The sequence below is a fragment of the Enterobacter sp. MGH 33 genome (assembly GCF_000534535.1).
Taxonomy (GTDB): Bacteria; Pseudomonadota; Gammaproteobacteria; order Enterobacterales; family Enterobacteriaceae; genus Enterobacter; species Enterobacter hormaechei_C.
The window spans coordinates 4284912-4309064 of sequence record NZ_KI973212.1 but is presented as its reverse complement, the minus strand read 5'-3'; the positions used below and the strand labels follow the sequence as shown (position 1 = coordinate 4309064).

Here is a 24153-nt window from a genome sequence, read left to right as displayed (position 1 = left end):
CTTTTTTACGTCAAAACTCCATCTTCACCGTAAACTGCACTTCACGCGGGTCGCCAATCTGGTTGCCCAGGTTGTTGGTCGCAATCGACGACGTGTAGTAGGTCTTATCGAACAGGTTCTTCACGTTCACCTGTAGCGTCACCGGATATTGCAGCTTCATTTTGTACGCCGCAAATGCATCCGCCACGAAATAGCCCGGCAGATAATAATCCGCACCGTTAGTCGCTGAGCGGCGGCTTACGCCGTGCCCGCCGCCGCCAATTGTCAGCGTATTCCCGGCAAACGCATTGTGAATATCGTACGTCAGGAACAGGGAGCCGGTATGGCGCGGTACGTTCGGCAGCGGTTTGCCCGCGTAGTCCGGGTCTTCCAGCACCTTCGCATCGGTATAGCCGTAGCTGGCGATAATGTTGGTGTTCTCGGTCAGCGATCCGGCGAGATCCACTTCGACACCCTGCGAGCGCACGCGGCCCGCGGTTTTGGCGACGGTTTCATCACCGACGCTCTCGGTGTACAGCACGTTGCGCTTGTGGATATCAAACAGCGCGATGTTGGCGGTAATGCCGTCGAACAGGTCGAACTTAGCGCCTATTTCATACGCGTTCGACGTTTCCGGCGGCAGGTCGCCGATGTAGCTCGCAATGGACGACTGCGGCATAAACGTCTGGGAATAGTTGGCAAACAGGGAGACTGCCGGCGTGAGCTTGTATACCAGGCCCAGCTTCGGCGTCCACTGGTCGTCGCGGCTGTCGGTGTTGACGTTAAACGGACGGCCTTTGCCCGCGTACTGGGTGTAATACTGGTAGCGCAGTCCGGCAACGGCGATCCATTTATCGGTCAGGTACAGCGCGTCCTGCGCGTAGGCGGAGTAGCTCTCCTGCTTGATGGTTTGATCGCTGTCGGCTGCCGAGACGGTGGTGCACTTGCCGAGGCTGCCGTAGCTCGGGTTGTAAATATTGAAATCCTTAACGTTCTTACAACGGATCATGTCCGTGCGCAGCAGATCGTAATTCTCATACGACACGCCGGTCAGGATCTCATTGTAAAAGCCCGCGATGTCCACGTTCCCCTGCAAATCTGCCCGCGTTGTGTGCATACGCTGGGTCGAACCCTGGGTCGCATCCACGCGGCGGGTCAGGTTGCCGGTTTTTGAATCGTAGGCCATCACGCGAGCCTGGTTATCGCTGTACTTATCCTGGCTGTAGCTGTAGTCGAACTTCGCGGTCCACTGGCTGTTGAGCCGATACTCCGCGTTAAGCTGAGCGAGGTCGGACTGACCGTCGGTCACGTTAAATGGCTCATCAAAGCGGGTTTTGCGATCGACGTCGACGGCCTTTTTGGTGTTGAGATCGAAGATCGTTCCGCGATCGAACGGCGTTTTATAGTCGCGATGCGAATAGAGCACGGTCACGGTGGCATCATCGCCGAACCAGGTCAAAGACGGGGCAATAAAGGTGCTGCGTTCGGTGCCGAAATTACGCCAGTAATCCTCGTCCTGATACTCCCCCGTCAGGCGATAGGCCAGACGCGTACCTTCAATTGGACCGGTGACGTCAAACTGTCCGCTACCGCCGCCAAAGCTGGTTGATGTGGCAGAAATCGAGCCGCCGAAGGTTTTCTCCGGGCGTTTGGTCACCACGTTAATCAGGCCGCCGGGGTCGAGAATACCGTAAAGGGTCGAGGCCGGGCCTTTTAGCACCTCCACGCGCTCGGTTGCGGCATTGAAGCTGCGCGGCAGCACGGTGCGCAGGCCGTTGGTCATGATCGAGCCATCGCGGTTTGCGCCGAAGCCACGGCGCACGAAGGCATCCTGCGTGCCGCCCAGGGTGTTGGTCTGCACCACGTTGCTGACGTTATACAGCGCCTCGTCTAGCGTGGTCGCGTTTTGGTCTTCCAGCACTTTATCGCTGACGGTATTGACCACCTGCGGGATGTCCAGCATCGGCATGTTGGTCAGCGTGGCGGTGGAGGTGTTCAGGGGCTGATAGCCGCTGGTGGCGTCGGTGGAAGCGTAAGGATCGGCAGTGACGGTAAGCGTCTCACCGTCTTTTGCTGCTGCGTGCACCAGAGGCGCCATGAACAGGAGTGAAAAGAGCGCGCGCCCTTTTACCCCGGCGAATGAAGGTGTGAACTTAGCCATTACATCTGTTTTCCCAAAATATCCTGCGATGAAATGCTCGCGGAAGAATGTGTGAGTCATTGCCCTTACGGTCTGTCCGTTAGCCTCTACGGCATCGGACTTGTAATTGAGAATCATTCAAGCATGAGGGCATGTAGTAGTAAATGGAATAAATAAAAATTTCGCTACAGAGGTTTCTCTCTGGCTAACACGCTTCGATTTATTGTTTAAGGTATTGAAAATAATCAATAAAAATGAATTTTAATTTGTGCGGTGATGCTCAATTATCCCTGGGTTTTACAGGGTGTATCTTCGCTTGACTACTACATGGAGCGGCGGCAAACTCACAAAAGAGAATGAGTTTTATTTTTATTTGTTGGTTTTTTTTCTTACGTTGGCGTTCACGTGGCTCACTACATCAAAAAGCCGGGACTGGTTCTTGAGAACCTCTCCGCGGGTTACCAGAAAAAAATCATCGTTGATGATATCTCCCTTGCGATCCCCCAGCAGAAAATGACTGTTCTGGTGGGCGCAAACGGCTGCGGAAAATCGACGCTGTTAAGTACCCTCGCACGGCTGCTTCAGCCGCTCGGCGGCAGCGCGGTGCTGGACGGCAAAGCCATCCACTCGCAGCCAACCAAAGCGGTCGCCCGCCAGCTCGGGATCCTGCCGCAGTCTCCGCTGCTTCCAGAAGGGTTAACCGTATTTGAGCTGGTCTCGCGCGGACGTTTCCCCTGGCAGAACGTGATGCGCCAGTGGAGCGAGGAAGACGAGCGGGCCGTGGAAGAGGCGTTACGCCTGACCGGAACGGCAGAGTTTGCCCATCATCTGGTTGAAAGCCTGTCCGGCGGCCAGCGCCAGCGCTGCTGGATCGCTATGGTGCTGGCGCAGCAAACGCCCTATATCCTGCTGGATGAACCCACGACGTACCTCGATCTTCGCTACCAGGTGGAGATCCTCGAACTGCTGCACACGCTGACGCGCCGGCACGGGCGCACCGTGGTGGTGGTTCTGCACGATCTCAACTTCGCCGTGAATTACGGTGATTCGCTGGTCTTTTTACGTCAGGGAAAGGTTGAGGGGGTACTGCATGAGGGCGACGCCTGCACGCCGGAGCTGATCAAAGCGGTGTTTGACGTCGACGTGCATATGTCGGTTAACCCGCTGACCGGCAAGCCGTTCTTTATGCCGTTCCGTCAGGCTGACGACAAACCATGATGCGCACATCTGTGGCCTTTATTCTCTTTACGCTGCTGCTTCTGGCAGGCGCGATTGCGCACCTGAGCATCGGGGCGCGCGTTATCGCCCCCCGGACGGTAGTAGACGCATTTTTCCACTTCGACCCGCGCAATTTTGAGCATAGCGTGATCGTCAGGCTGCGCTTGATGCGGCTTTGCGCCGCCCTGGTGGCGGGCGCGGCGCTCGGCGTCGCGGGCGTGCTGCTGCAATCAGTGATCCGCAACCCGCTCGGCGAGCCGCATATCCTGGGGCTGAATGCAGGGGCGGCGCTGGCGGTGGTGCTGACGAGTGCCCTCGGGCTGTCGCTGCCGTTTGGCCGCCCTCTGATAGCCGCAGCTGGCGCCGCCGCGCTCTTTTTGCTGGTGCTAACGTTCTCCTCATCCGGGCGTACCGGTCTCACGCCGATGAAGGTCACGCTGTGCGGCGTGGCAATGTCGGCATTTGCCTCATCGATAACCGCCACGGTGTTGATTCTGGATGAACAGACGCTGCTGGCCATGCGGACCTGGCTTGCGGGGGATGTGGCGGGAGTCATCGGCGAGACGATCGCTAGCGCCGCGGGGGCCGCTGCCGTGGGTTTTGCGCTGGCGCTCTGGCTGTCGCCGTCGCTGAACATGCTGGCGCTGGGCGAGAGAATGGCGCAGGGGCTTGGCGTGTCGCTGCTGAAAACGCGCCTGCTCGCGCTGCTGGCCATCGCCCTGCTGTGCGGCGCGGCGGTTTCAGTTGCCGGACCGATCGGGTTTATCGGACTCGTGGTGCCGCAGCTGATTCGCCGTCTGGTATCGGTGGACCTGCGCGTGATGGTGCCGCTTTCAGCCCTCTGCGGGGCGCTGGTTCTGCTGATGGCGGATATCGCCGCCCGTACGCTGTTTACGCCGTATGAGCTGGCAACCGGCGTGATGACTGCGCTGGTCGGCGCGCCGGTCTTTATCCTTATGGCGTCAAGGATGTTCAAATGAACCGGGCTGGATTGAGGGCAGTACGATTTTTCTCCTTCTCGGCGCTGGTTCGCCCGAGGGCGCTGCTGTATCTGGCCGTATTATCGCTTGCCGCTCTCCTGCTGCTAAGTTTTGGCCTGACGCACGGTTCGCTGCCCATTCCTGCTTCCGCCATCGGACGTGCGCTGTTTTATCCTGAACGTCTGACGGCCGATGCGCATTACATTGTGATGGATATCCGCCTGCCGCGCCTGCTGATGGCGGTGCTGTGCGGCGCGATGCTCGGCATGGCGGGGGCGGCCATGCAGTCCATTACCCGCAACGGCCTTGCTGACCCCGGTCTTATCGGCGTGAAAGAGGGCTGTAGCGCGGCGGTGCTGCTGCTGATTTTTCAGTTTCCGGGATTGGGGCCGTACTGGCGTCCACTTATCGGCATGGCCGGTGGGCTGCTGACCGCGCTGCTGGTAGTGGCGCTGGCGCGTGATATCTCGCGCCCGCGATTCATCCTGATCGGCATCGGCGTGTCATGGGCGTTTGCCGCCGCGATGGGGGTCTTTATGACGACCGCCGACGTGCGCGACGTCCAGACGGCGATGCTGTGGCTGGCGGGGAGCCTGCATACGGCAAGCTGGACGCTGGTCAGCATCGCTGCTGCCTGGACAGTGCCGGCGTTTGCGCTGCTGCTCTTTACCGCACGCGCCGCAGACGTAGCCTTGCTCGGCAACCACACTGCGACGGGGCTGGGCGTGCGGACTTCACGCCTCGCTCTGCTGCGCGTGTTTGCCCCCGTGGTGCTCACCGCGGCCTGCGTCTCCTGCGTGGGGAGTATCGGCTTTGTCGGGCTGATTGCCCCGCACATGGCGCGCCTGCTGCTGCGCGGAGGGCAAACGGCACTGCTGACGGGAAGTGCCGTACTGGGCGCGCTGCTGGTGCTGCTGGCGGATAACGTCGGGCGGCTGGCATTTTTCCCGTTGCAGCTGCCGGCGGGAATTGTCATTTCACTGATTGGCGGACCGTTTTTCCTGCTGCTGCTCTGGCAGCGTCGGGATCGATTTTAGGGGATAAAAATGCGCGTATTTTTTGCAATGCTGGTGCTGGTGGGTTTTGCTGTAGGAGCCGCAGAGCCAACGCAGACGTTTACTGACGACCTGAACCGCAACGTGGTGGTGCCGGTTAACCCGAAGCGGATTGTGTCCCTGCACGACCTGGATATCACCATTCCGCTGATCGAGCTTGGCGTACCGCCGGTTGCCAGCCATGGCCGCACCCGACCGGACGGCAGCCATTTTCTGCGTTCCAGCGGTATGCTGACGGGCATCGATTTTGATAATTCCGACATCACATTCATCGGCACCGCGGATATCGATATTGAAGCCATCGCCGCGGCGAAGCCGGATCTTATCATCACCGAGCCGACCCGCAACACGCCGATCGAACAGCTGGAAAAAATTGCCCCGACGGTGAGTATCGATCACCTCGACGGCGGTGCGCCGGAGATCTACCGCAAGCTGGCGCAGCTTACCGGGACAGAGGCGCGGCTGAAGATTCTGGAGCGTCGCTATCAGGAGCAGATCGAGGCGCTAAAGGCGACCATCGATACGAGCAAACTGACCGTCTCGGTGATTCAGGCCAATCAGGGCAAAATCAACGCCATGCACAGCTACCACTCGCTTGGGCGCGTGCTGCGCGACGCAGGGTTCAGGTTCCCGCCGCTGATTGAGAGCATCCCGGAGGGCGGGCGCATCGACGTCAGCGCCGAGCGCCTGCCGGAGCTGGATGCTGATTTTGTCTTTGCCACCTGGCGCGGGGACACCGGCGGAAAACCGCAGGACGAGCTGGCGGCGATGGATGCGGTGATGCCGGGCTGGTGTCAGTTTCTCAACGCCTGCCGAACCGGGCATTACGTGCTCATCTCCCGCGAGGAAGCGATCTCAAATTCATTTGCCTCGCTGGGGCTGATGGCCGCGCAGGTGCAGTCGCAGATAGCGGGCCGTCCGCTGCCGGAGGCGACACGATGATCCGAAAAATTGATGTCTACGGCGACCGCCTCCGCTCGCGGGCGCACCAGCTGACGCCGCGTCTGCTGCAGGTGGCGAGCTATATCAATGAAAATCGTGAAGCGGTTATGGAGCAGACGGCAATGGAGATTGCCGCTGTGCTACACACCTCGGACGCCACCGTGGTGCGTGCCATTCAGGCGCTTGGGTTTGGCGGGCTGCGGGATCTCAAGCAGACCCTGGAGCAGTGGTTTGGCCCGGTGGTCACCTCCAGCGAGAAGATGTCCACCACGGTAAACACGCTTACCAGCGACGTCGACGCGAGCATCGATTTTGTGCTGGAAGGCCATCAGCACACCTGCGCGGTGTTGTCCGAACCGGGCAACCGCTACGCGATGGCGCAGGCCGTGTCGCTGCTGGCGCAGGCGAGACAGGTCGCTATTTTTGGCATTGGCGCATCCGGCATTCTGGCTGAGTACACCTCGCGACTGTTTAGCCGTATAGGCCTGCCTGCGATCCCGCTCAACCGCACCGGTATTGGCCTCGCCGAACAGCTGATTGCCCTACAGCGCGGTGACGTGCTGGTAATGATGGCGCAAAAATCCGCGCACCGGGAGGGGCAGACCACGCTGCGCGAAGCGAAGCGCCTGGGTATTCCCACCATTTTGCTGACCAACGCCACGGACTCGCGCTTTAGCAAAGAGGCAAGCGTAGTGATCCACGTCCCGCGCGGCGGCGAGAAGGGCAAAATCCCGCTGCACGGCACGGTGCTGCTGTGCCTGGAGATGATTATTCTGTCCGTCGCCTCCACCGAGCCGCAGCGCACCATCAAGTCGATGAAGCGCATCAACGAGTTACACCGCGGATTAAAGCCGGGGAAGAAGAGCGGATGATCTTCCCCCTCTCTCCGTGGGAGAGGGCTGGGGTGAGGGCGTCAAACCGCACGATGGTTCTTCCTGTACTGCAACGGCGTCTCGCCAATCCCCTTTTTAAATGCGCTGATAAACCACGTCACGTCGGAAAATCCCGCCTGTGCGGCAATGTCACGCACGCTCGAATCCGTGTGGAGTAAACACTCGCACGCCTTACGCAACCTTAGCGTGTTCAGGTAGTCGTGAATTTTTTCGCCCGTTTCCGCATGGAATCTTCGCGATACGTAACTGCGTGATTTACCCAGCTCTTCGGCCAGCGCATCCAGACGAAATTTCTCCTGATAATGCTCGTCGAGCCAGAACATTACCTGACTGGCGATCCCCTGGCTGTTGCCCGGCTCACCGTCGCGATCGTCGGGGAGCATCGCGAACAGGCCGATCAGCAGGCTGGCGATGCTCTCGCCGTTCATCGGCGGTTTATAGCAGCTAAAGAGATGGTCGATATGGTGGTGACAGTGGGCTAAATCGGCGACCCACGCTTCGCCGCCACGGCGTGACAGCCGCTCCAGGCGCTGCCGGGTCTGGGGAAAATCCCGCAGGATCTTCAGCACCGCGTGCTGGTCGAGATGAATAATGGTGCGGCGGTAAATTGCCTCCGCCTGTTCGTCCACCATGACCTTGTGCAGCGTAAAAGGCGGGAAGAAAAACAGTCGTCCGGGGCGCATGGTGTAGTGACGATTATCGACAATCGCCACGCCAAAGCCCTCTTCCACATAGAGGATCTCCAGACACTGATGCCAGTGATGGTAGCGCACCGTATTGGCAAACAGGCGGCTGAACGAGGCCACGGTATCATTCAGGGCGATCAGTTCCAGAAGGTCGGATGTCGGCGTGTCGCGCATAGTGCAATAAAACTCAACTTTTTCCCGTCTGATCGTCTTTATAAACCACCTTTTTAAATTTTCTCAACTGGAGGTTTATTCATCGTTCATGCCTGTGACATGGCTAACATTTCTGCCCCTTGCGGATTCACTATGCTTTGCCGCAGTTGATTACGAGGGCGAACCGATGTGGGCGGCAAACAAAGAAAAATCAAATCCGTTGTCTTCACGCCAGGAGGTAGTGGCGTCGTTGAATGCACTTTTACAGGCGCTGGACACGCAATTTCCGGCGAACCGTTCACGATTCCCGCTGGGCGACACCTGCGCCCATTACACAGCGGATATTGCGCAGATGGAGGGACTTTCTCGCGCGCTCTGGGGGCTGTTTCCGCTGATGGCATCTGGCGAAAGCACGCCGTTCAGCGAGAAGTACCTTACTGCCATTAAGCTTGGTACCGACCCGCAAAGCAGCGGCTACTGGGGTGAAACCGGCCCGTACGATCAACGTCTGGTGGAGATGGCGGCCTACGGTCTGGGGCTCGCTCTGCTGGGGGATAAACTCACCGCGCACTTTACCGGGCGCGAGGTGATGAACCTGCACGCGTGGCTCAACCAAATCACCGACGCGCAGATGCCGGACAGCAACTGGAACTATTTTGCCATTATGGTCCAGCTCGGCTTTAAGCGCGCCGGCCTGCCGTACGATCGGGCCGCCATTGACCACCGCTTTGCGCTGATGGACGCCTACTACCTCGGCGACGGCTGGTATTCCGACGGTCCCGGCCGCCCGAAAGATTACTACATCTCCATGGCTTTCCATTTCTACGGCCTGATTTACGCCACCCTGAGTGACGACGAGGCGAGGGCGAAGGTGCTGCGCGAGCGCTCGCGTCTGTTCGCGGAAGACTTTATCTACTGGTCCGCCGCCGATGGCGCCTCGGTGCCGTTTGGCCGCAGCCTGACCTACCGCTTTGCCATGGTTGCCTTCTGGAGCGCGGTGGCCTTTTCTCAACTGGACGTCTTCACCCCGGGCATCGTGAAGGGCATTGTGCTGCGGCATCTGCGCTGGTGGCAGCAGCAGTCGATTGTCGATCGCGACGGTATTCTCACCCTCGGCTTTGCGTATCCGAACCTGGCGATGTGCGAGGATTACAACTCCCCCGGTTCACCGTACTGGGCGCTGAAAACCTATCTGATCCTGGCGCTGCCGGAAGCACACCCGTTCTGGCAGGCGGAAGAACAACCGCTGCCCGCGCTTGCTGGAAAACATGTGATTCCGCATGCGCAGCAGATCCTGATGCATTCGAAAGATTCGCAGCACGTCGTCATGCTCACCGCCGGTCAGCTGGAGCTGAACAACTACGTCAACACCGAAGCGAAATACACCAAATTTGCCTACTCCAGCCGCTTCGGATTCACCCTTGAGCGCGGGCGTTTTGGCCTGAAGCATGCCGCCTGCGATTCCATGCTGCTGCTGGCGGACGGAGATGACTATTTCCGCGGTCGTCGCGAGTGCGAAGAGGTTCGGGTGGATGAAAATTACATTTTCTCGCGCTGGTCGCCGTGGCGCGACGTGCAGATTGCGACCTGGCAGATCCCGTTCGGGGAGTGGCACCTGCGCCTGCACCGTATCAACAGCGCGCGCACTCTGCAAACCGTCGAGGGCGGCTTTGCGGTGATGAAAACCGCCCACCAGGTGCGCGAACGCGGTTGTTATCTGTTGGCTGAAAACGGCAGCAGCGTCATTGTCGATCTTTCGCCGATCATTCATCGCCAGCCAGACAGCATCGTCACGCCGCCGAACAGCAGCATTATGTTTGCGGAGTGTGCCTCCATTCCGCTGTTAAAAGCTGACCTCCCGCAAGGGGAAAGCTGGCTCTGTTGCGCCGTTCTGGCTGGCGGAAAACAGCCCGCTGCGGCGACGCCGCAGCTGAATATAACCCATAACCAGGTCGTGATTAGCGAACCCGGAAGCGAACGTAAGCTGTCGTTCACATTATAAAAATCTGGCCCTACACCCCGGCGAGGATGATATGAAAAGCACATCGACAACCAACAGAACTGAATATTACAAAATCAGCAGCTTTATCTTTCTCTATTTCTTTACCTGGTCTGCCAGTATTGGTCTGCTGGCAATCTGGCTCGGTCAGAAAGCCAACCTGAGCGGATCGGTGATTGGAACCGTCTTTGCGGTGAACGGGATATTCTCCGTTATTCTCAAGCCGATCTACGGCTATATTCTCGATAAGATCGGCATGAGCAAATATCTGCTCTATTTTGTGGTGATCATGTCGGCCCTGATGGCGCCATTCTTTATTTATGTTTACCAGCCGCTGTTAATGTCTAATACCCTGCTGGGGATTATTATCGGCGCGCTCTATTTAAGCTTTGCCTGGTACGCGGGCGTGGCGGCGTGTGAATCCTATTCCGACCGCTTTAGCCGTTTGAATGGCATGGAGTTCGGGCAGATCCGTATGTGGGGATCGCTCGGCTGGGCGGTGGCGTCATCTTTCTCCGGCCTGCTGTTCAACCTCTCACCGGCGTATAACTTTATTCTCGGCAGCGTGGCGTCGGTGGTGATGCTGATTGTCCTGCTGAGCCTGAAAGTGAACACTAACTCCGCTCACGCAGGCGAGGTGCTGACGAAAGAGAAAATAGCCCCGTCTGACGTTTACGCCCTGCTGCGTAACCGCAAATTCTGGGCCTTCTGCCTGTACGTGGCGGGCGTGGCATGGATGATGTTTATCGCCGAGCAGCAATTCTCGCGCTATTTCGTCACCTTCTTCGATGATATTCATGAGGGCAACGCCGTATTCGGCTATCTCGGGACCGTACAGTCGGGCATGGAATTTGTCATGTATATGGTGGTCCCGCTGTTTGTGAACTTTATTGGCGCCAAACGCGGGCTGTTAATTGTCGGGCTGGTGGTTGGGGCGCGTCTAATTATTTCCGGCATGTGTGATTCACACCTGTTAATTTCAGTGCTTAAGCCGCTGTACGGTCTGGAAATTTGTCTCCTGCTGGTGTCGGTATTTAAATATATCGCCGAGCATTTCGACAAGCGCGTCAATGCCACCATGTATTTACTCGGCTATCAGGCGATGCTCTACGTTGGCAACGTGGTGGTCTCTTCCCCTGCCGGCTATATGTATGACCGTATTGGCTTTGAGCACACCTATATCATCATGGGCGCAACGGCGCTGACCTTTACCCTTATTTCTGCTTTTACGTTATCCGCCTGTCAGAGCAAATGGCGCGGGGCTCGTGCGCTGAACGTAGCAGAAACGTCAACACGATAAATTACGCCGTCAAAGAAGGAACCGAAATATGTTAAGTCGTATCAAAGAAGAACGTCTGCCTGTTATCGCTGCGCCCGTTGACTCCCGCGCATTCAGCGATGAACTGAATTCGGCGCGCAGCCACGTTCTCGACCTGATTAGCCGTCATTTAACGGAGTTCGGCGACAAATTCCCGGCGGAAACCTGCCAGAACGGTTTTTATCCGCTGACTGACAACGTGGAGTGGACCACCAGCTTCTGGACCGGGCAGCTGTGGCTGGCATGGGAGATGAGCGGCGAGGAAAAATTCCGCGCGATGGCGGAAAAACACGTGCGCTCGTTTGGCCTGCGCATCGCCGGGCGCAACGACACCAACACCCACGATTTAGGCTTCCTCTACACGCTCTCCTGCGTATCCGCGTGGCGGCTGACCGGAAACCGCGAGGCGCGCGGCTTCTCGCTGCTGGCGGCGGAAGCCCTGCTGGAACGCTTCCACGAGAAGGCGAAAATCATCCAGGCGTGGGGCGATCTCTCCGATCCGGAGCAGGCCGGGCGGATGATCATCGACTGCAACATGAACCTGCCGCTGCTCTACTGGGCAACGGAGCAGACGGGCGATCCGCGCTTTGCCGACGCCGCAAAAGCGCACGTCATGCAGGCCGCGACATACCTCATTCGTGACGATGCCTCCACCTTCCACACCTACTATATGGATGTGGCAACCGGCGCACCGCGCTACGGCAACACCCAGCAGGGCTACGCCGACGACTCCTGCTGGTCGCGCGGGCAGGCTTGGGGCATTTACGGTTTCCTGCTGAGCTATATCTATACCGGCGACGAAACGATGATCGCCCTGTCAAAACGGCTGGCGAACTACTTCCTCAATCGCCTGCCGGAAGACTACGTCTGCCACTGGGATCTGGCGCTGGTGGGCACCGACGCACTGCGTGATTCTTCCTCGGCGGCAATTGCGGTGTGTGGACTGCTGGAGCTGGTGAAACATCTGCCGGTCACAGATCCGGATCGCGAACGTTACCTCGAATGGGCGAAAGGGATTATGTCCTCGCTGACAAAGCACTATCTGATGGGCAAAGAAGAGAAGGGCAACGGGCTGCTTAAGCACTCGGTGTATCACCTGGCGAGCAATAAAGGCGTGGATGAGTGCGCGAGCTGGGGCGATTACTTCTACGTTGAGGCACTGGTGCGTTTTACGCAGAGCTGGAAACTGTACTGGTAAAAACAGTCGGGGGGTAACCCCCGACTTATCGATCACGCTTTCGGAATACGCAGCGTCTGACCGGGATAGATCTTATCCGGGCTGGAGAGCATTGGGCGGTTAGCCTCAAAAATCTTATTGTACTGGTTGGCATCGCCGTACACGGTTTTAGAGATTGCGCTCAGGGTATCGCCGGATTTCACCGTATAGTAGGTGGCTTCATCTTTGGCATCTGTTGCGGTGATATTGTTCTCCACTTCGCTGACGCCCGCGATGTTGCCGACGGCGACCTGGATTTTTTCTTTCTGCTCCTGCGTCAGCCCGTCGCCCGTCACGCTGGCCTTGCCGTCAGTGACGTTAACCTGAACCTTATCGGAACCGGGAATGTTGAGTTTCTTGAGGTGCTCGGTGATTTTGTCGCCCTGACCTTTATGATCGGTCAGGTTATCCCACAGCTTTTCGCCTGCTTCTTTTACGAAGTTAAAAAGTCCCATTCCATCCTCCTGTTAACAATGAAGTCAGAATAAGCATAGCAGTTGAATGTTAAGGTGATGAAAAAAGCCCGGCGGCGTTAACGCTTACCGGGCCTGGGAGGGAAGTTGAAGGCCGGGTAAACGCAGTGCCACCCGGCAAATTTCACGGAACTTAAACCCCTTGCTCCAGAATACGGATGTGGGTTTCCAGAACGTCCCCTTTCACCGCGTCGCTCCACGCTTTCATATGCGCGGTCTGCAAATGCGCTTCAAGGTGCGCGACGGTTTCCCACTGCTCAACCATGATGATTGAGTCTGGCGCGGTCGCCTGAAAGCTTGCGCTGGTGGCGGCGTCCACCATCGGCGCGTAGCCGTGGCAGCCTTCTTCTTTCAGTACGGTCGGGATGATCTTCGCGAACTCATCCAGTACCGCCTGGCGGTGATGTTGGCCAGGACGCGTACGGATTTCAGCAATAACGGTAAGCATAATTAACTCCTTCTAATTCCAGGCTACCAGTTAAGCAAAAATTTCCGCGAGATGCTTGCGATATTCTGCGATATAGCGCGGGACGTCCGGCATTTTAATCACGTCGTTGACGATAAAGGTCGGCAGCGGCTCCATACCCAGGAACTGATTCGCCTTGTGGAACGGCAGATACGCGCCGTCTACGCCCACGCCTTCGAAGAACTGATCTTGCTCAGTGAACGCTTCTAGCGGGGCATTCCAGGTCAGGGAGAGCATGTATTTCTTGCCCTGAATCAGGCCGCCGGAACCGTATTTTTTAGACGCGTCTGAGCGGGTGCGGCCGTCGCTGGCATACAGCGAACCGTGACCTTCGGTAAACACATCGTCCATGTATTTTTTCACGGTCCACGGTGCGCCCATCCACCAGCCCGGCATCTGCCAGATAACCACGTCGGCCCACAGGAAGTTCTGCACTTCGGCCTTCACGTCGTAATCGCTGTCCGCGCGCACGACCTTAACATCATGTCCGGCGTCGCGCAGGAAACCATCCGCGACCTCGGTCAGGGTGTCATTGAGCTGGCCTTTAGAGTGCGCAAATTCTTTCGCGCCGTTGATAATCAGAATATTGCTCATTATTTGTCCTCGATGCTGAGAGTATGCCGGGTATTCTACGCGCGAGGACGGAGCGGAAAAATAAGCAAAATGTGCAAAGTCTTTTGCGCTCAGCGCAATAATGGCTACCAGCTGACGGTCACCTCAAAGCCCCCTTCCGGCGCATTGCCCAGCGAGACGCTCATCCCATGTAACGTCGCGATACGCTTGACGATAGACAACCCCAGACCGCTGCCGGTGGCGTCCTGGCCCGGTGGACGATAAAAGCGCTCGCCGAGACGCGCCAGCGCATCGGAAGAAATGCCCGGGCCGTTGTCGCGCACGGTAAAGCTTTGGGTATGCAGCGTCACGTCCACCACGCTGCCGCGCGGGCTGTAACGAACGGCGTTGTCCAGCAGGTTACGCGCCAGAAGGCTCAGCAGTAGCGGCTGTCCGTGACGCATCACCTCGGGCGCGTTGACGTTGAGCCGAATATCAATGCCCGCCTGCTGCGCCGGATGCCAGATATCCAGCACCGCGGATTGCAGCAAATCGGCCATCATCACGGGTTCGACGTCATCAAGATTATCCAGTGAATCCAGGCGCGACAGGGTGAGAAGCTGGTCCACCAGCCGGGAGGCGCGGTCGATGCCCGCATGCAGCTGCCCCAGCGCTTTAGACTGCGCCCCGGGATCGTCAAGGGAAAGCTGCGCCACGTCGGTTTGCACCTTCAGCGCGGCCAGCGGGCTGCGCAACTCATGGGCGGCATCCGAGGTGAAGCGGCGCTCGCGGGCCATCATCTCCTGCGTACGGGCGAAAAGATGGTTAAGCGCATCAAGCAGCGGGCGAACCTCCGTCGGCACGCCGTGGGTGGGCAGCGTATCGGTCGCATCCGGCGAGCGCGAGCGCAGGGTCTGCGCCAGTTTTTTCAGCGGTTTCAGTTCCCGGCTCAGCAGAACAATCAGCAACAGTAGCATTACGGGCAGCGCCACCAGCCACGGCGTCAGCTGCGAGCTGACCACGTCCAGCGCCATATCCTGTCGGTACTCCCACTCCTGGCCAACCACCACGCGGTATTTCCCGTCCGGAGAAGTCAGCCACAGGAAACGCCATTCGTCGTTGTCATCCTGCAAGCGACCGTCATCAAACCCGTCCCGGCGGTAGAGGTAAGGTATGTCGCGCCCGTTTTCGCCGTCGTTAAGCACCATGCTGCCGTCGGCGGTGAAGATTGCGAAGGCCAGCGCATCGTCGTCCAGATGGCCGTGTTTGGCTTTTTTCGGTACCTCGCGCATGCGTTCCGGGGCGCGGAGTTCGTCCACGTCCATCGTCAGCAGCCGTTTGGCAAACAGCATCTGCTGGGTATCGAACAGCTTATCGAGCTTGTCGGTCGTCTGGTGCCAGGCCACCACGCTTGCGGCAAACCAGGCCGCCAGGGACAGCAACAAAAAGAGGAGCGTCAGGCGCAGCTTCAGGCTCAGGCGTAGGGTCAGTTTCATGCGTCACCCAGGGTATAACCGATGCCGTGCACGGTGCGGATAAATTCGCTGCCGAGCTTGCGGCGTAAATGATGAACGTGGACTTCGACGGCGTTGCTGGAGACGTCATCATCCCAGTTGTAGAGTTTCTCCTCGATGGTCTTGCGCGGCAGCACGCGGCCCGCGTTGCGCATCAGCAGCTCCAGCAGGGCGAACTCTTTGGGTTTGAGCACCAGCGTTTCGCCCTCCAGCGTGGCGACAAGGCTTGCCGGATCGAGCGTGACCTTGCCGTGACGCAGCTCGCTGCGCGCCTGCCCGTGACTGCGGCGCACCAGCGCTTCAAGGCGGGCCGCCACTTCAATCAGCGCGAACGGCTTACACAGGTAATCATCCGCCCCCAGGCGTAACCCTTCGACGCGCTGATTCAGCGCATCCCGCGCGGTCAGGATCAGCACCGGTTCGCTCTTACCGCTTTCGCGCCAGGCGCGCAGGATCTCAAGCCCGTCGATTTCTGGCAGCGTCAGGTCCAGCACCACGGCATCATACGGCGCGGTGTACAGGGCCGCCTGCCCGGTTTTACCGTCGGTAAACCAGTCCACGTTAAAGCCCATTTTGCTTAAGCCCGCTTTGATGCCGTCGCCGATGAGCTTGTCGTCTTCTACCAGTAAAATGCGCATATTTCCTCCTTGATGCCGCCAGTAAACCTTCTGCAAGCGCCTGCTGTACAGTAAAAATAAATAAATTTTCCCCTTAAGAAGTTGTTAAGGTTTACCCTGTTTAATGGATTGTGAAACGACATTAAAGGGAGAGATAAAGATGAAAAAATTCGCTGCAATTGCTGCCATCATGATGATGACCACGGCCCCTGTCTTTGCTGCACAGGGTGGCTTCTCTGGCCCATCTGCGACACAGAACCAGACGCAAACCCAGCAGGGTGGCTTTGTCGATAACAACGCCAACCTCACCACCGCAGCTAAAGTGAAAGACCTGAAGGACGATGCCTGGGTGAAGCTGCGCGGGAACATTACCGAGCGCCTGTCCGATGACCGTTACACCTTCCGCGATGAGAGCGGCACGGTGGTGGTGGAGATCGACCACAAGCGCTGGAACGGCGTGACGGTGACGCCCCAGGATAAAGTCGAACTCCAGGGTAAAATCGATAAAGACTGGAACGAGTTTGAAATCGACGTGAAGCAGGTTATCAAGCTGAACAAATAACCCGGAAAGGGCCGCTTATGCGGCCCTTTTTCTTTGTGACTCAACTCGCCAGATGAGGTAGTATCTGCGGCAATATTGCCTGAAACCCATCGGTTTCTGAGTTGAGGAATCACACGTAATGAGCGATATGGCAGAGCGCCTCGCGCTACATGAATTCACGGAAAACGCCTACCTGAACTACTCCATGTACGTCATCATGGACAGGGCGTTGCCGTTTATCGGGGATGGCCTGAAGCCCGTTCAGCGCCGCATCGTCTATGCGATGTCCGAACTGGGACTGAATGCTACCGCCAAGTTTAAGAAATCCGCCCGTACCGTCGGCGACGTGCTGGGTAAATACCATCCGCACGGCGACAGCGCCTGCTATGAAGCGATGGTGCTGATGGCCCAGCCGTTCTCTTATCGCTATCCGCTGGTGGATGGCCAGGGGAACTGGGGGGCGCCGGACGATCCGAAATCCTTCGCGGCAATGCGTTATACCGAATCCCGCCTGTCTAAATATGCCGAAGTGCTGTTGGGCGAGCTGGGGCAGGGGACGGTCGACTGGGTGCCAAACTTCGACGGTACGATGCAGGAGCCGAAGATGCTGCCTGCGCGTCTGCCGAACATCCTGCTGAACGGCACGACCGGTATCGCCGTGGGCATGGCGACGGACATTCCGCCGCACAACCTGCGTGAAGTGGCAAAAGCCGCCATCACCCTGATTGAGCAGCCGAAAACCTCGCTGGACGATCTGCTGGATATTGTGCAGGGGCCGGACTATCCGACCGAAGCCGAGATCATCACCTCGCGCGCGGAAATCCGCAAAATTTACCAGAACGGCCGTGGCTCCGTGCGCATGCGCGCGGTGTGGACCAAAGAAGACGGGGCCGTGGTGATCACCGCGCTGCCGCACCAGGTGTCCGGTGCGAAGGTGCTGGAGCAGATCGCCTCCCAGATGCGCAATAAAAAGCTGCCGATGGTGGACGACCTGCGCGACGAATCGGACCACGAAAACCCGACCCGTCTGGTGATCGTGCCGCGCTCTAACCGCGTGGACATGGAGCAGGTGATGAACCACCTGTTCGCCACTACCGATCTGGAAAAAAGCTACCGCATCAACCTGAACATGATTGGTCTGGACGGTCGTCCGGCGGTGAAAAACCTGCTGGAGATCCTCACCGAATGGCTGGCCTTCCGCCGCGATACGGTGCGCCGTCGTCTGAACCATCGTCTGGAAAAAGTGCTTAAGCGCCTGCATATCCTCGAAGGTTTGCTGGTGGCGTTCCTCAACATTGACGAAGTGATCGAGATCATTCGTACCGAGGACGAACCTAAGCCTGCCCTGATGTCGCGCTTTGGCATCAGCGAAACCCAGGCCGAAGCGATCCTCGAACTGAAATTGCGCCATCTCGCCAGACTGGAAGAGATGAAGATCCGCGGCGAGCAGAACGAGCTGGAAAAAGAGCGCGATCAGCTTCAGGCGATTCTGGCATCCGAGCGCAAGATGAACACCCTGCTGAAGAAAGAGTTGCAGGCCGATGCCGACGCCTTTGGCGACGACCGTCGTTCTCCGCTGCACGAGCGCGAAGAGGCGAAGGCGATGAACGAGCACGACATGCTGCCGTCCGAGCCGGTGACCATCGTGCTTTCCCAGAGTGGCTGGGTACGTAGCGCCAAAGGCCACGATATCGACGCGCCGGGTCTGAGCTACAAATCCGGTGACAGCTTCAAGGCGGCGGTGAAGGGCAAGAGTAACCAGCCGGTGGCGTTCATCGACTCTACGGGCCGCAGCTACGCCATCGACCCGATCACGCTGCCGTCTGCGCGCGGCCAGGGCGAACCGCTAACCGGCAAGCTGACGCTGCCGCCGGGCGCCACGGTGGACCATATGCTGATGGAGGCCGACGATCAAAAACTGCTGATGGCGTCTGATGCGGGCTACGGCTTTATCTGTACCTTCAACGATCTGGTGTCGCGTAACCGTGCTGGTAAGGCGCTGATTAGCCTGCCGGATAACGCACACGTCATGCCGCCGCTGATCATCGAGAACGAAAGCGACATGCTGCTGGCGATTACCGCTGCCGGACGTATGCTGATGTTCCCGGTCAGCGATCTGCCGGAGCTGTCGAAAGGGAAGGGCAACAAGATCATCAGTATCCCGTCAGCGGAAGCGGCAAAAGGCGTCGATGGCCTCGCGCATCTCTTCCTGCTGCCGCCGCAGAGCACCCTGACCATTCATGTCGGCAAGCGTAAAATCAAACTGCGTCCGGAAGAGTTGCAGAAGGTGGTGGGTGAGCGTGGACGTCGCGGCTCACTGATGCGCGGCCTCCAGCGAATTGACCGCGTGGAGATCGACTCGCCGGCGCGCAGCAAAGCGGACGACAGCGAAGAGTAACCTGTTTCATCCCCCCTCTTTCCGGAGGGGGAATTACCATAAAATTTCCCGTAAAAACGTTGTTAATTCGTGCGTTGCGATTAACAATACGCGCTCGTAATAAAGTCCTTACCTGGCCACAGGTGAAGTATAATTGTCAGCTGTCAGGGCTTCAGAGGTCGCTATGCTATACATTGTTCGTCTCATTCTTACCGTTATTTATTGCATTCTGGTCTGTATTTTCGGATCGATTTATTGCCTGTTCAGCCCGCGTAACCCAAAGCATGTCGCGACGTTTGGCCACATGTTTGGTCGTCTTGCGCCGCTGTTTGGCCTGAAGGTTGAAAAGCGTCTGCCTGAAGGGGCGGAGAATTTCGGTAACGCCATCTATATCGCTAACCATCAGAACAACTACGATATGGTGACGGCCTCAAATATTGTTCTTCCGCCGACCGTAACCGTGGGTAAAAAAAGCCTGCTGTGGATCCCGTTTTTCGGTCAGCTGTACTGGCTCACCGGTAACTTACTGATTGACCGTAACAACCGCGCCAAAGCGCATGGCACCATTGCGGAAGTGGTGGATCAGTTTAAAAAGCGCCGGATTTCCATCTGGATGTTCCCGGAAGGGACGCGCAGCCGTGGTCGCGGCCTGCTGCCGTTTAAGACCGGCGCGTTTCATGCTGCAATTGCGGCAGGCGTTCCAATTATTCCCGTGTGTGTTTCCAATACATCGAATAAGATTAATCTTAACCGTCTGAATAACGGACTGGTCATTGTCGAAATGCTGCCGCCGGTAGATACCTCAAAATACGGTAAAGACCAGGTGCGCGAGCTGGCCACGCACTGCCGCGAGCTGATGGCCCAGCATATTGCGCAGCTCGATAAAGAAGTTGCAGAGCGAGAAGCCGCCGGTAAGATTTGACCCGGTGTCGTGTAAGGGAAAACGAATTCCCGCGTTGTTAGTCGTTTCAGATGGAGCTTATATGTCACTCAGTCGGCGTCAGTTTATTCAGGCTTCGGGTATCGCCCTTTGTGCGGGTGCGATGCCGCGGACAGCCAGCGCCGCCGGGCAGCAACAGCCGCTGCCTATTCCGCCGTTGATTGAATCCCGTCGCGGGCAGCCGCTATTCCTCACGCTTCAGCGTAGCCACTGGTCCTTTACCCAGGGAACGCGCGCGCAGGTATGGGGCATTAACGGACGCTACCTCGGGCCGACCATTCGCGTGTGGAATGGCGATGACGTTAAGCTCATCTACAGTAACCGTACGACGGAAAATGTCGCGATGACCGTCAGTGGTTTGCAGGTGCCGGGGCCGCTGATTGGCGGCGCGGCACGCATGATGTCGCCGAATGCCGACTGGGCGCCCGTCCTCCCGATTCGTCAGAGCGCGGCGACATTGTGGTATCACGCCAACACCCCGAACCGCACCGCCCAGCAGGTCTACAACGGCCTGGCCGGAATGTGGCTGATTGAAGATGAGGTCAGCAAAACGCTGCCGATCCCGAATCACTACGGCGTTGATGATTTCCCGATCATTATTCAGGACAAGCGGCTGGATAACTTCGGCACGCCGGAGTACAGCGAGCCGGGCAGCGGTGGTTTTGTGGGCGATACGCTGCTGGTTAACGGCGCGCAAAGCCCGTATGTTGAAGTGTCTCGTGGCTGGGTGCGCCTGCGTCTGCTGAATGCTTCTAACTCGCGTCGCTATCAGTTGCAGATGAGCGACGGCCGCGCGCTGCACGTGATTTCAGGCGATCAGGGGTTATTACCTGCGCCGGTATCGGTAAAACAGCTGGCGCTGGCACCGGGCGAACGTCGTGAGATCCTCGTGGATATGACCAACGGGGATGAAGTGTCCGTGACCTGCGGCGAAGCGGCAAGCATTGTTGACCGTATTCGCGGCTTCTTTGAACCGTCGAGCGTTCTGGTCTCCACGCTGGTGCTCACGCTGCGCCCGACCGGCCTGTTGCCGCTGGTGACCGACAGTCTGCCGATGCGCCTGCTGCCGCAGGAGATTGTGACTGGCCCGGCAGTACGCAGTCGCGATATCAGCCTTGGCGACGATCCGGGCATCAACGGTGCGCTGTGGGACGTAAACCGCATTGATATCACCGCCCAACAGGGAACATGGGAGCGCTGGACCGTCCGCTCGGAGATGCCGCAGTCGTTCCATATTGAAGGGGTGTCATTCCTGATCCGCAACGTCAACGGGGCGATGCCGTTCCCGGAAGACAGGGGCTGGAAAGATACCGTCTGGGTGGATGGCCAGGTCGAACTGCTCGTCTACTACGGCCAGCCTTCCTGGCCGCACTTCCCGTTCCTGTTCCACAGCCAGACGCTGGAGATGATGGACAGGGGATCGGTAGGGCAGATGCTGGTGAATCCGGCACCATAAAACGCTTTCTCCCTCTCCCTGTGGGAGAGGGTTGGGGTGAGGGCAACAGCCCGCACAATATCCCTTCATTTCCCCCGGTAAACCAGCGTATAATCCCGCTCCTTTTGTCTATTTTTTCTTCGGAAGCATTATGAGCGCTATTTCCCTGATCCAGCCGGATCGCGACCTCTTCTCCTGGCCCCAGTACTGGGCAGCCTGCTTTGGACCGGCGCCGTTCCTGCCGATGTCCCGGGAAGAGATGGATCAACTGGGCTGGGACAGCTGCGATATCATTCTGGTGACGGGCGATGCGTATGTCGATCACCCGAGCTTTGGCATGGCGATCTGTGGCCGTATGCTTGAAGCCCAGGGCTTCCGCGTGGGGATCATCTCCCAGCCTGACTGGAACAGCAAAGACGACTTTATGCGTCTGGGCAAGCCTAACCTGTTCTTCGGCGTGACCGCGGGCAACATGGACTCGATGATCAACCGCTATACCGCCGACCGTAAGCTGCGCCATGACGACGCTTATACGGCTGACAACGTGGCGGGTAAACGTCCCGATCGCGCGACCCTCGTCTACACCCAGCGATGCAAAGAAGCATGGAAAGACGTGCCGGTGATCCTGGGCGGCATCGAGGCGAGCCTGCGCCGCACCGCACACTACGACTACTGGTCTGATACCGTGCGCCGTTCGGTGCTGGTGGATTCGAAAGCCGACATGCTGATCTTCGGCAACGGCGAGCGTCCGCTGGTGGAGGTGGCGCATCGCCTGGCGCAGGGTGAACCGGTCAGCGAGATCCGCGACGTGCGCAACACCGCGATCATGGTGAAAGAGGCGCTGCCGGGCTGGAGCGGGGTGGATTCCCGCATTATCGATATGCCGGGCAAAATCGACCCTATCCCACATCCGTACGGTGACGATCTGCCGTGCGCGGATAACAAACCGGTTGAGCCGAAGAAAGCGGAAGCAAAGGCCGTGGTGGTGCAGCCGCCGCGTCCGAAGCCGTGGGAAAAAACCTATGTGCTGCTGCCGTCTTACGAAAAAGTAAAAAGCGATAAAGTACTCTACGCCCACGCATCGCGCATCTTACACCATGAAACCAACCCCGGCTGCGCGCGAGCGCTGATGCAAAAGCACGGCGAGCGCTATATCTGGGTTAACCCGCCAGCGATCCCGCTCTCTACCGAAGAGATGGACAGCGTCTTTGCTCTGCCGTACAAGCGTGTGCCGCATCCGTCATATGGCAACAGCCGTATTCCGGCTTACGAGATGATCCGTTTCTCAATCAACATCATGCGCGGCTGCTTCGGCGGGTGCTCATTTACTCTTGTTTTTATGTATTTAGAGTTAAACTCTACTTTTCTATTTTTAGAATTCAAGCTATTCATCGTAATTGAGAGATATCCTTTTAATGTTCAGCAAGCCTGTTAAAAGCACTTTATCTGAACCGCGTTTTGCCTAAATCCTGCTCAATATATACTCTCCCTGAGTTCTGAAATCCTCAAATTCCCCAATCTTAAAGCATTGATACATAGATGATGTCAGATAATGCGCAATCATCTCACCGCCAATATGGATCCGTTCCGGGTGTGGGTATGTCGCCTGTATAGCCCTTTGTTCATTCATCATTACAGGAATTGTCTGCAACAAATCCCCATCCAAGATTTGGCACTCAGGTTTTACTCCTGTTCCGTATTGTAATTGCTCTGATTCGAAATCATGGACTGAGCGATAGGCGAACGAAACGATATTTCCTGTTTCCTCGCAAATTGCGAACTGATAAACACTGGTTGTCACCGTTGAAGAAGAGGGAATTGCATGGTCATGCTTGTATTGTTTCCACAGCCTCCTTAGACAGGCCGATGTATGATAATTGAGATTTTGTATACCTGATACGACCATTCTGGTTGATGCTTCAAGCAACCAGGTGTTAGAAAATCCACCTGCCCCCGTTCCTGCTATGATGGTTCTTAGCTGGGGGATGTAACCTGCTTTGGAAACAAAAGATAACGGCTCCCCATTATCGGTGACGGCAAGGGTATCTGTTACAATCAGTGCTTGTGCTTCGTCTGTATAAAATATCAGTGATGACATATTTTCCTCATCCAGAAAAGACATTACATGAATCACAGAACAGGTCACTACAACCACGTGAAAGGGAGTCAGACCATTTTCCAGAGGTAAATATATTCTTGTGTTTGGACGCGTTGCGGTTCTCTGTAAAAAATATATAGCACAAACAAAAGTCCCCGCAGGGATAAATATAGTTATATGCGCTTTTTCTGCTGGCTTTTACAATTGAAAGTGACAGGTAAACGAAATGTGTTACAGGTTTCTTTTGCTTTTCGTTGGGTTCTGTATATGCGAATTTACCCTGTGTGTTATTTTTGCAATGGACTCAGGCTGTATTCAATCAATTAAGGTTTACTTCTGGCATTAAGATGTATCCGTTGCCTGTTTTTTAAGGGCACGGTTTGTGCCGGGAAATGAAAATCACATCTTAAGTTCTTCACTCAAAGGATTTGTGATGTTTATCACGTATGGTCCGGGTAACGTGTTGAGGTCAATGTATTGCATCGTGATGGTGTCGTTACATCTTTTACTTTCCTCCTGATTTGCATATTCACTCCCGGCAACCTGGTTGTTTGTTTTTTC

20 protein-coding genes and 1 pseudogene are annotated in these 24153 nt (G+C 57.1%); 13 read left to right on the top strand and 8 right to left on the bottom strand.

Annotation, left to right across the window (positions count from 1 at the left end; genetic code table 11):
• Positions 1–10 precede the first annotated feature (10 nt).
• Positions 11–2140, bottom strand: a complete 2130-nt coding sequence (locus L379_RS04025; RefSeq protein ID WP_015571887.1) for a TonB-dependent siderophore receptor — start codon at positions 2138–2140, stop codon at positions 11–13.
• 384 nt (positions 2141–2524) lie between these two features.
• Here L379_RS04025 and L379_RS04030 point away from each other — a divergent pair, with 384 nt between their 5' ends.
• The 5 genes from L379_RS04030 to L379_RS04050 are packed head-to-tail and all read left to right on the top strand — an operon-like array spanning position 2525 to position 7186.
• On the top strand, positions 2525–3337 hold the full coding sequence (locus tag L379_RS04030; protein WP_017384046.1) for an ABC transporter ATP-binding protein: 813 nt from the start codon (positions 2525–2527) through the stop codon (positions 3335–3337).
• A complete protein-coding gene (locus L379_RS04035) occupies positions 3334–4317 on the top strand; it encodes a FecCD family ABC transporter permease (protein WP_023295453.1) in 984 nt (327 codons plus the stop codon). Before L379_RS04030 ends, L379_RS04035 begins: the two co-directional genes overlap by 4 nt.
• Positions 4314–5354: a FecCD family ABC transporter permease gene (locus L379_RS04040; protein ID WP_032655048.1), complete on the top strand. Its 1041-nt coding sequence runs from the start codon at positions 4314–4316 to the stop codon at positions 5352–5354. The genes L379_RS04035 and L379_RS04040 overlap by 4 nt, the downstream gene beginning before the upstream one ends.
• A 9-nt stretch (positions 5355–5363) precedes the next feature.
• Positions 5364–6314, top strand: coding sequence for an iron-siderophore ABC transporter substrate-binding protein (locus tag L379_RS04045; RefSeq protein WP_032655045.1), 951 nt, complete (start codon positions 5364–5366; stop codon positions 6312–6314).
• Positions 6311–7186 carry a MurR/RpiR family transcriptional regulator gene (locus L379_RS04050; RefSeq protein ID WP_015571883.1) on the top strand — a complete coding sequence of 292 codons (876 nt, stop codon included), beginning with the start codon at positions 6311–6313 and terminating at the stop codon, positions 7184–7186. Before L379_RS04045 ends, L379_RS04050 begins: the two co-directional genes overlap by 4 nt.
• Positions 7187–7227: 41 nt before the next feature.
• On the opposite strand, the gene L379_RS04055 is transcribed toward L379_RS04050, so the two are convergent.
• Complete coding sequence (locus tag L379_RS04055; protein ID WP_023295450.1) at positions 7228–8067, bottom strand: AraC family transcriptional regulator; 840 nt, start codon at positions 8065–8067, stop codon at positions 7228–7230.
• Between the two features lie 166 nt (positions 8068–8233).
• On the opposite strand from L379_RS04055, the gene L379_RS04060 reads away from it, so the two are divergent.
• From L379_RS04060 to L379_RS04070, 3 genes are read left to right on the top strand one after another with little or no spacing between them, the layout of a single operon-like run.
• Positions 8234–10048: a DUF2264 domain-containing protein gene (locus L379_RS04060; protein ID WP_023304435.1), complete on the top strand. Its 1815-nt coding sequence runs from the start codon at positions 8234–8236 to the stop codon at positions 10046–10048.
• Positions 10049–10079: 31 nt separating this feature from the next.
• Entirely contained in the window at positions 10080–11345 is a 1266-nt protein-coding gene (locus tag L379_RS04065) for an oligosaccharide MFS transporter (protein ID WP_015571880.1), read from the top strand.
• Between the two features lie 28 nt (positions 11346–11373).
• Positions 11374–12561 carry a glycoside hydrolase family 88 protein gene (locus tag L379_RS04070; protein WP_032655042.1) on the top strand — a complete coding sequence of 396 codons (1188 nt, stop codon included), beginning with the start codon at positions 11374–11376 and terminating at the stop codon, positions 12559–12561.
• 32 nt (positions 12562–12593) lie between these two features.
• Here L379_RS04070 and lysM read toward each other — a convergent pair whose 3' ends face one another.
• The 5 genes from lysM to qseB form a co-directional block, all read right to left on the bottom strand.
• Positions 12594–13034, bottom strand: coding sequence for a peptidoglycan-binding protein LysM (gene lysM / locus L379_RS04075; protein WP_014885249.1), 441 nt, complete (start codon positions 13032–13034; stop codon positions 12594–12596).
• A gap of 151 nt (positions 13035–13185) precedes the next feature.
• The gene (locus L379_RS04080; protein WP_003862506.1) at positions 13186–13500 is read right to left on the bottom strand and encodes a putative quinol monooxygenase; all 315 of its coding nucleotides are present in this window, start codon (positions 13498–13500) and stop codon (positions 13186–13188) included.
• A gap of 30 nt (positions 13501–13530) precedes the next feature.
• Positions 13531–14112, bottom strand: a complete 582-nt coding sequence (locus tag L379_RS04085) for an NAD(P)H-dependent oxidoreductase (protein ID WP_015571876.1) — start codon at positions 14110–14112, stop codon at positions 13531–13533.
• 104 nt (positions 14113–14216) lie between these two features.
• Complete coding sequence (gene qseC / locus L379_RS04090; protein WP_032655040.1) at positions 14217–15566, bottom strand: quorum sensing histidine kinase QseC; 1350 nt, start codon at positions 15564–15566, stop codon at positions 14217–14219.
• Positions 15563–16222, bottom strand: coding sequence for a quorum sensing response regulator transcription factor QseB (gene qseB, locus L379_RS04095; protein ID WP_023295445.1), 660 nt, complete (start codon positions 16220–16222; stop codon positions 15563–15565). Before qseB ends, qseC begins: the two co-directional genes overlap by 4 nt.
• Before the next feature lie 139 nt (positions 16223–16361).
• Here qseB and L379_RS04100 point away from each other — a divergent pair, with 139 nt between their 5' ends.
• From L379_RS04100 to L379_RS04120, 5 genes and pseudogenes are all read left to right on the top strand, one after another.
• Positions 16362–16763 (top strand): YgiW/YdeI family stress tolerance OB fold protein, encoded by a 402-nt coding sequence (locus tag L379_RS04100; protein ID WP_003862501.1) that lies wholly within the window; start codon positions 16362–16364, stop codon positions 16761–16763.
• A gap of 118 nt (positions 16764–16881) precedes the next feature.
• The gene (gene parC / locus L379_RS04105) at positions 16882–19140 is read left to right on the top strand and encodes a DNA topoisomerase IV subunit A (RefSeq protein ID WP_015571873.1); all 2259 of its coding nucleotides are present in this window, start codon (positions 16882–16884) and stop codon (positions 19138–19140) included.
• Positions 19141–19303: 163 nt separating this feature from the next.
• A complete protein-coding gene (gene plsC / locus L379_RS04110; protein ID WP_003862497.1) occupies positions 19304–20041 on the top strand; it encodes a 1-acylglycerol-3-phosphate O-acyltransferase in 738 nt (245 codons plus the stop codon).
• A 61-nt stretch (positions 20042–20102) separates the two neighbouring features.
• A complete protein-coding gene (ftsP, locus tag L379_RS04115; RefSeq protein ID WP_017384056.1) occupies positions 20103–21515 on the top strand; it encodes a cell division protein FtsP in 1413 nt (470 codons plus the stop codon).
• Positions 21516–21645: 130 nt separating this feature from the next.
• Positions 21646–22821 (top strand): annotated as a pseudogene (locus tag L379_RS04120) (YgiQ family radical SAM protein); the annotation flags it as partial.
• 135 nt (positions 22822–22956) lie between these two features.
• On the opposite strand, the gene L379_RS04125 reads toward L379_RS04120, so the two are convergent.
• Complete coding sequence (locus L379_RS04125; protein WP_012477419.1) at positions 22957–23592, bottom strand: hypothetical protein; 636 nt, start codon at positions 23590–23592, stop codon at positions 22957–22959.
• Between the last annotated feature and the right edge of the window lie 561 nt (positions 23593–24153).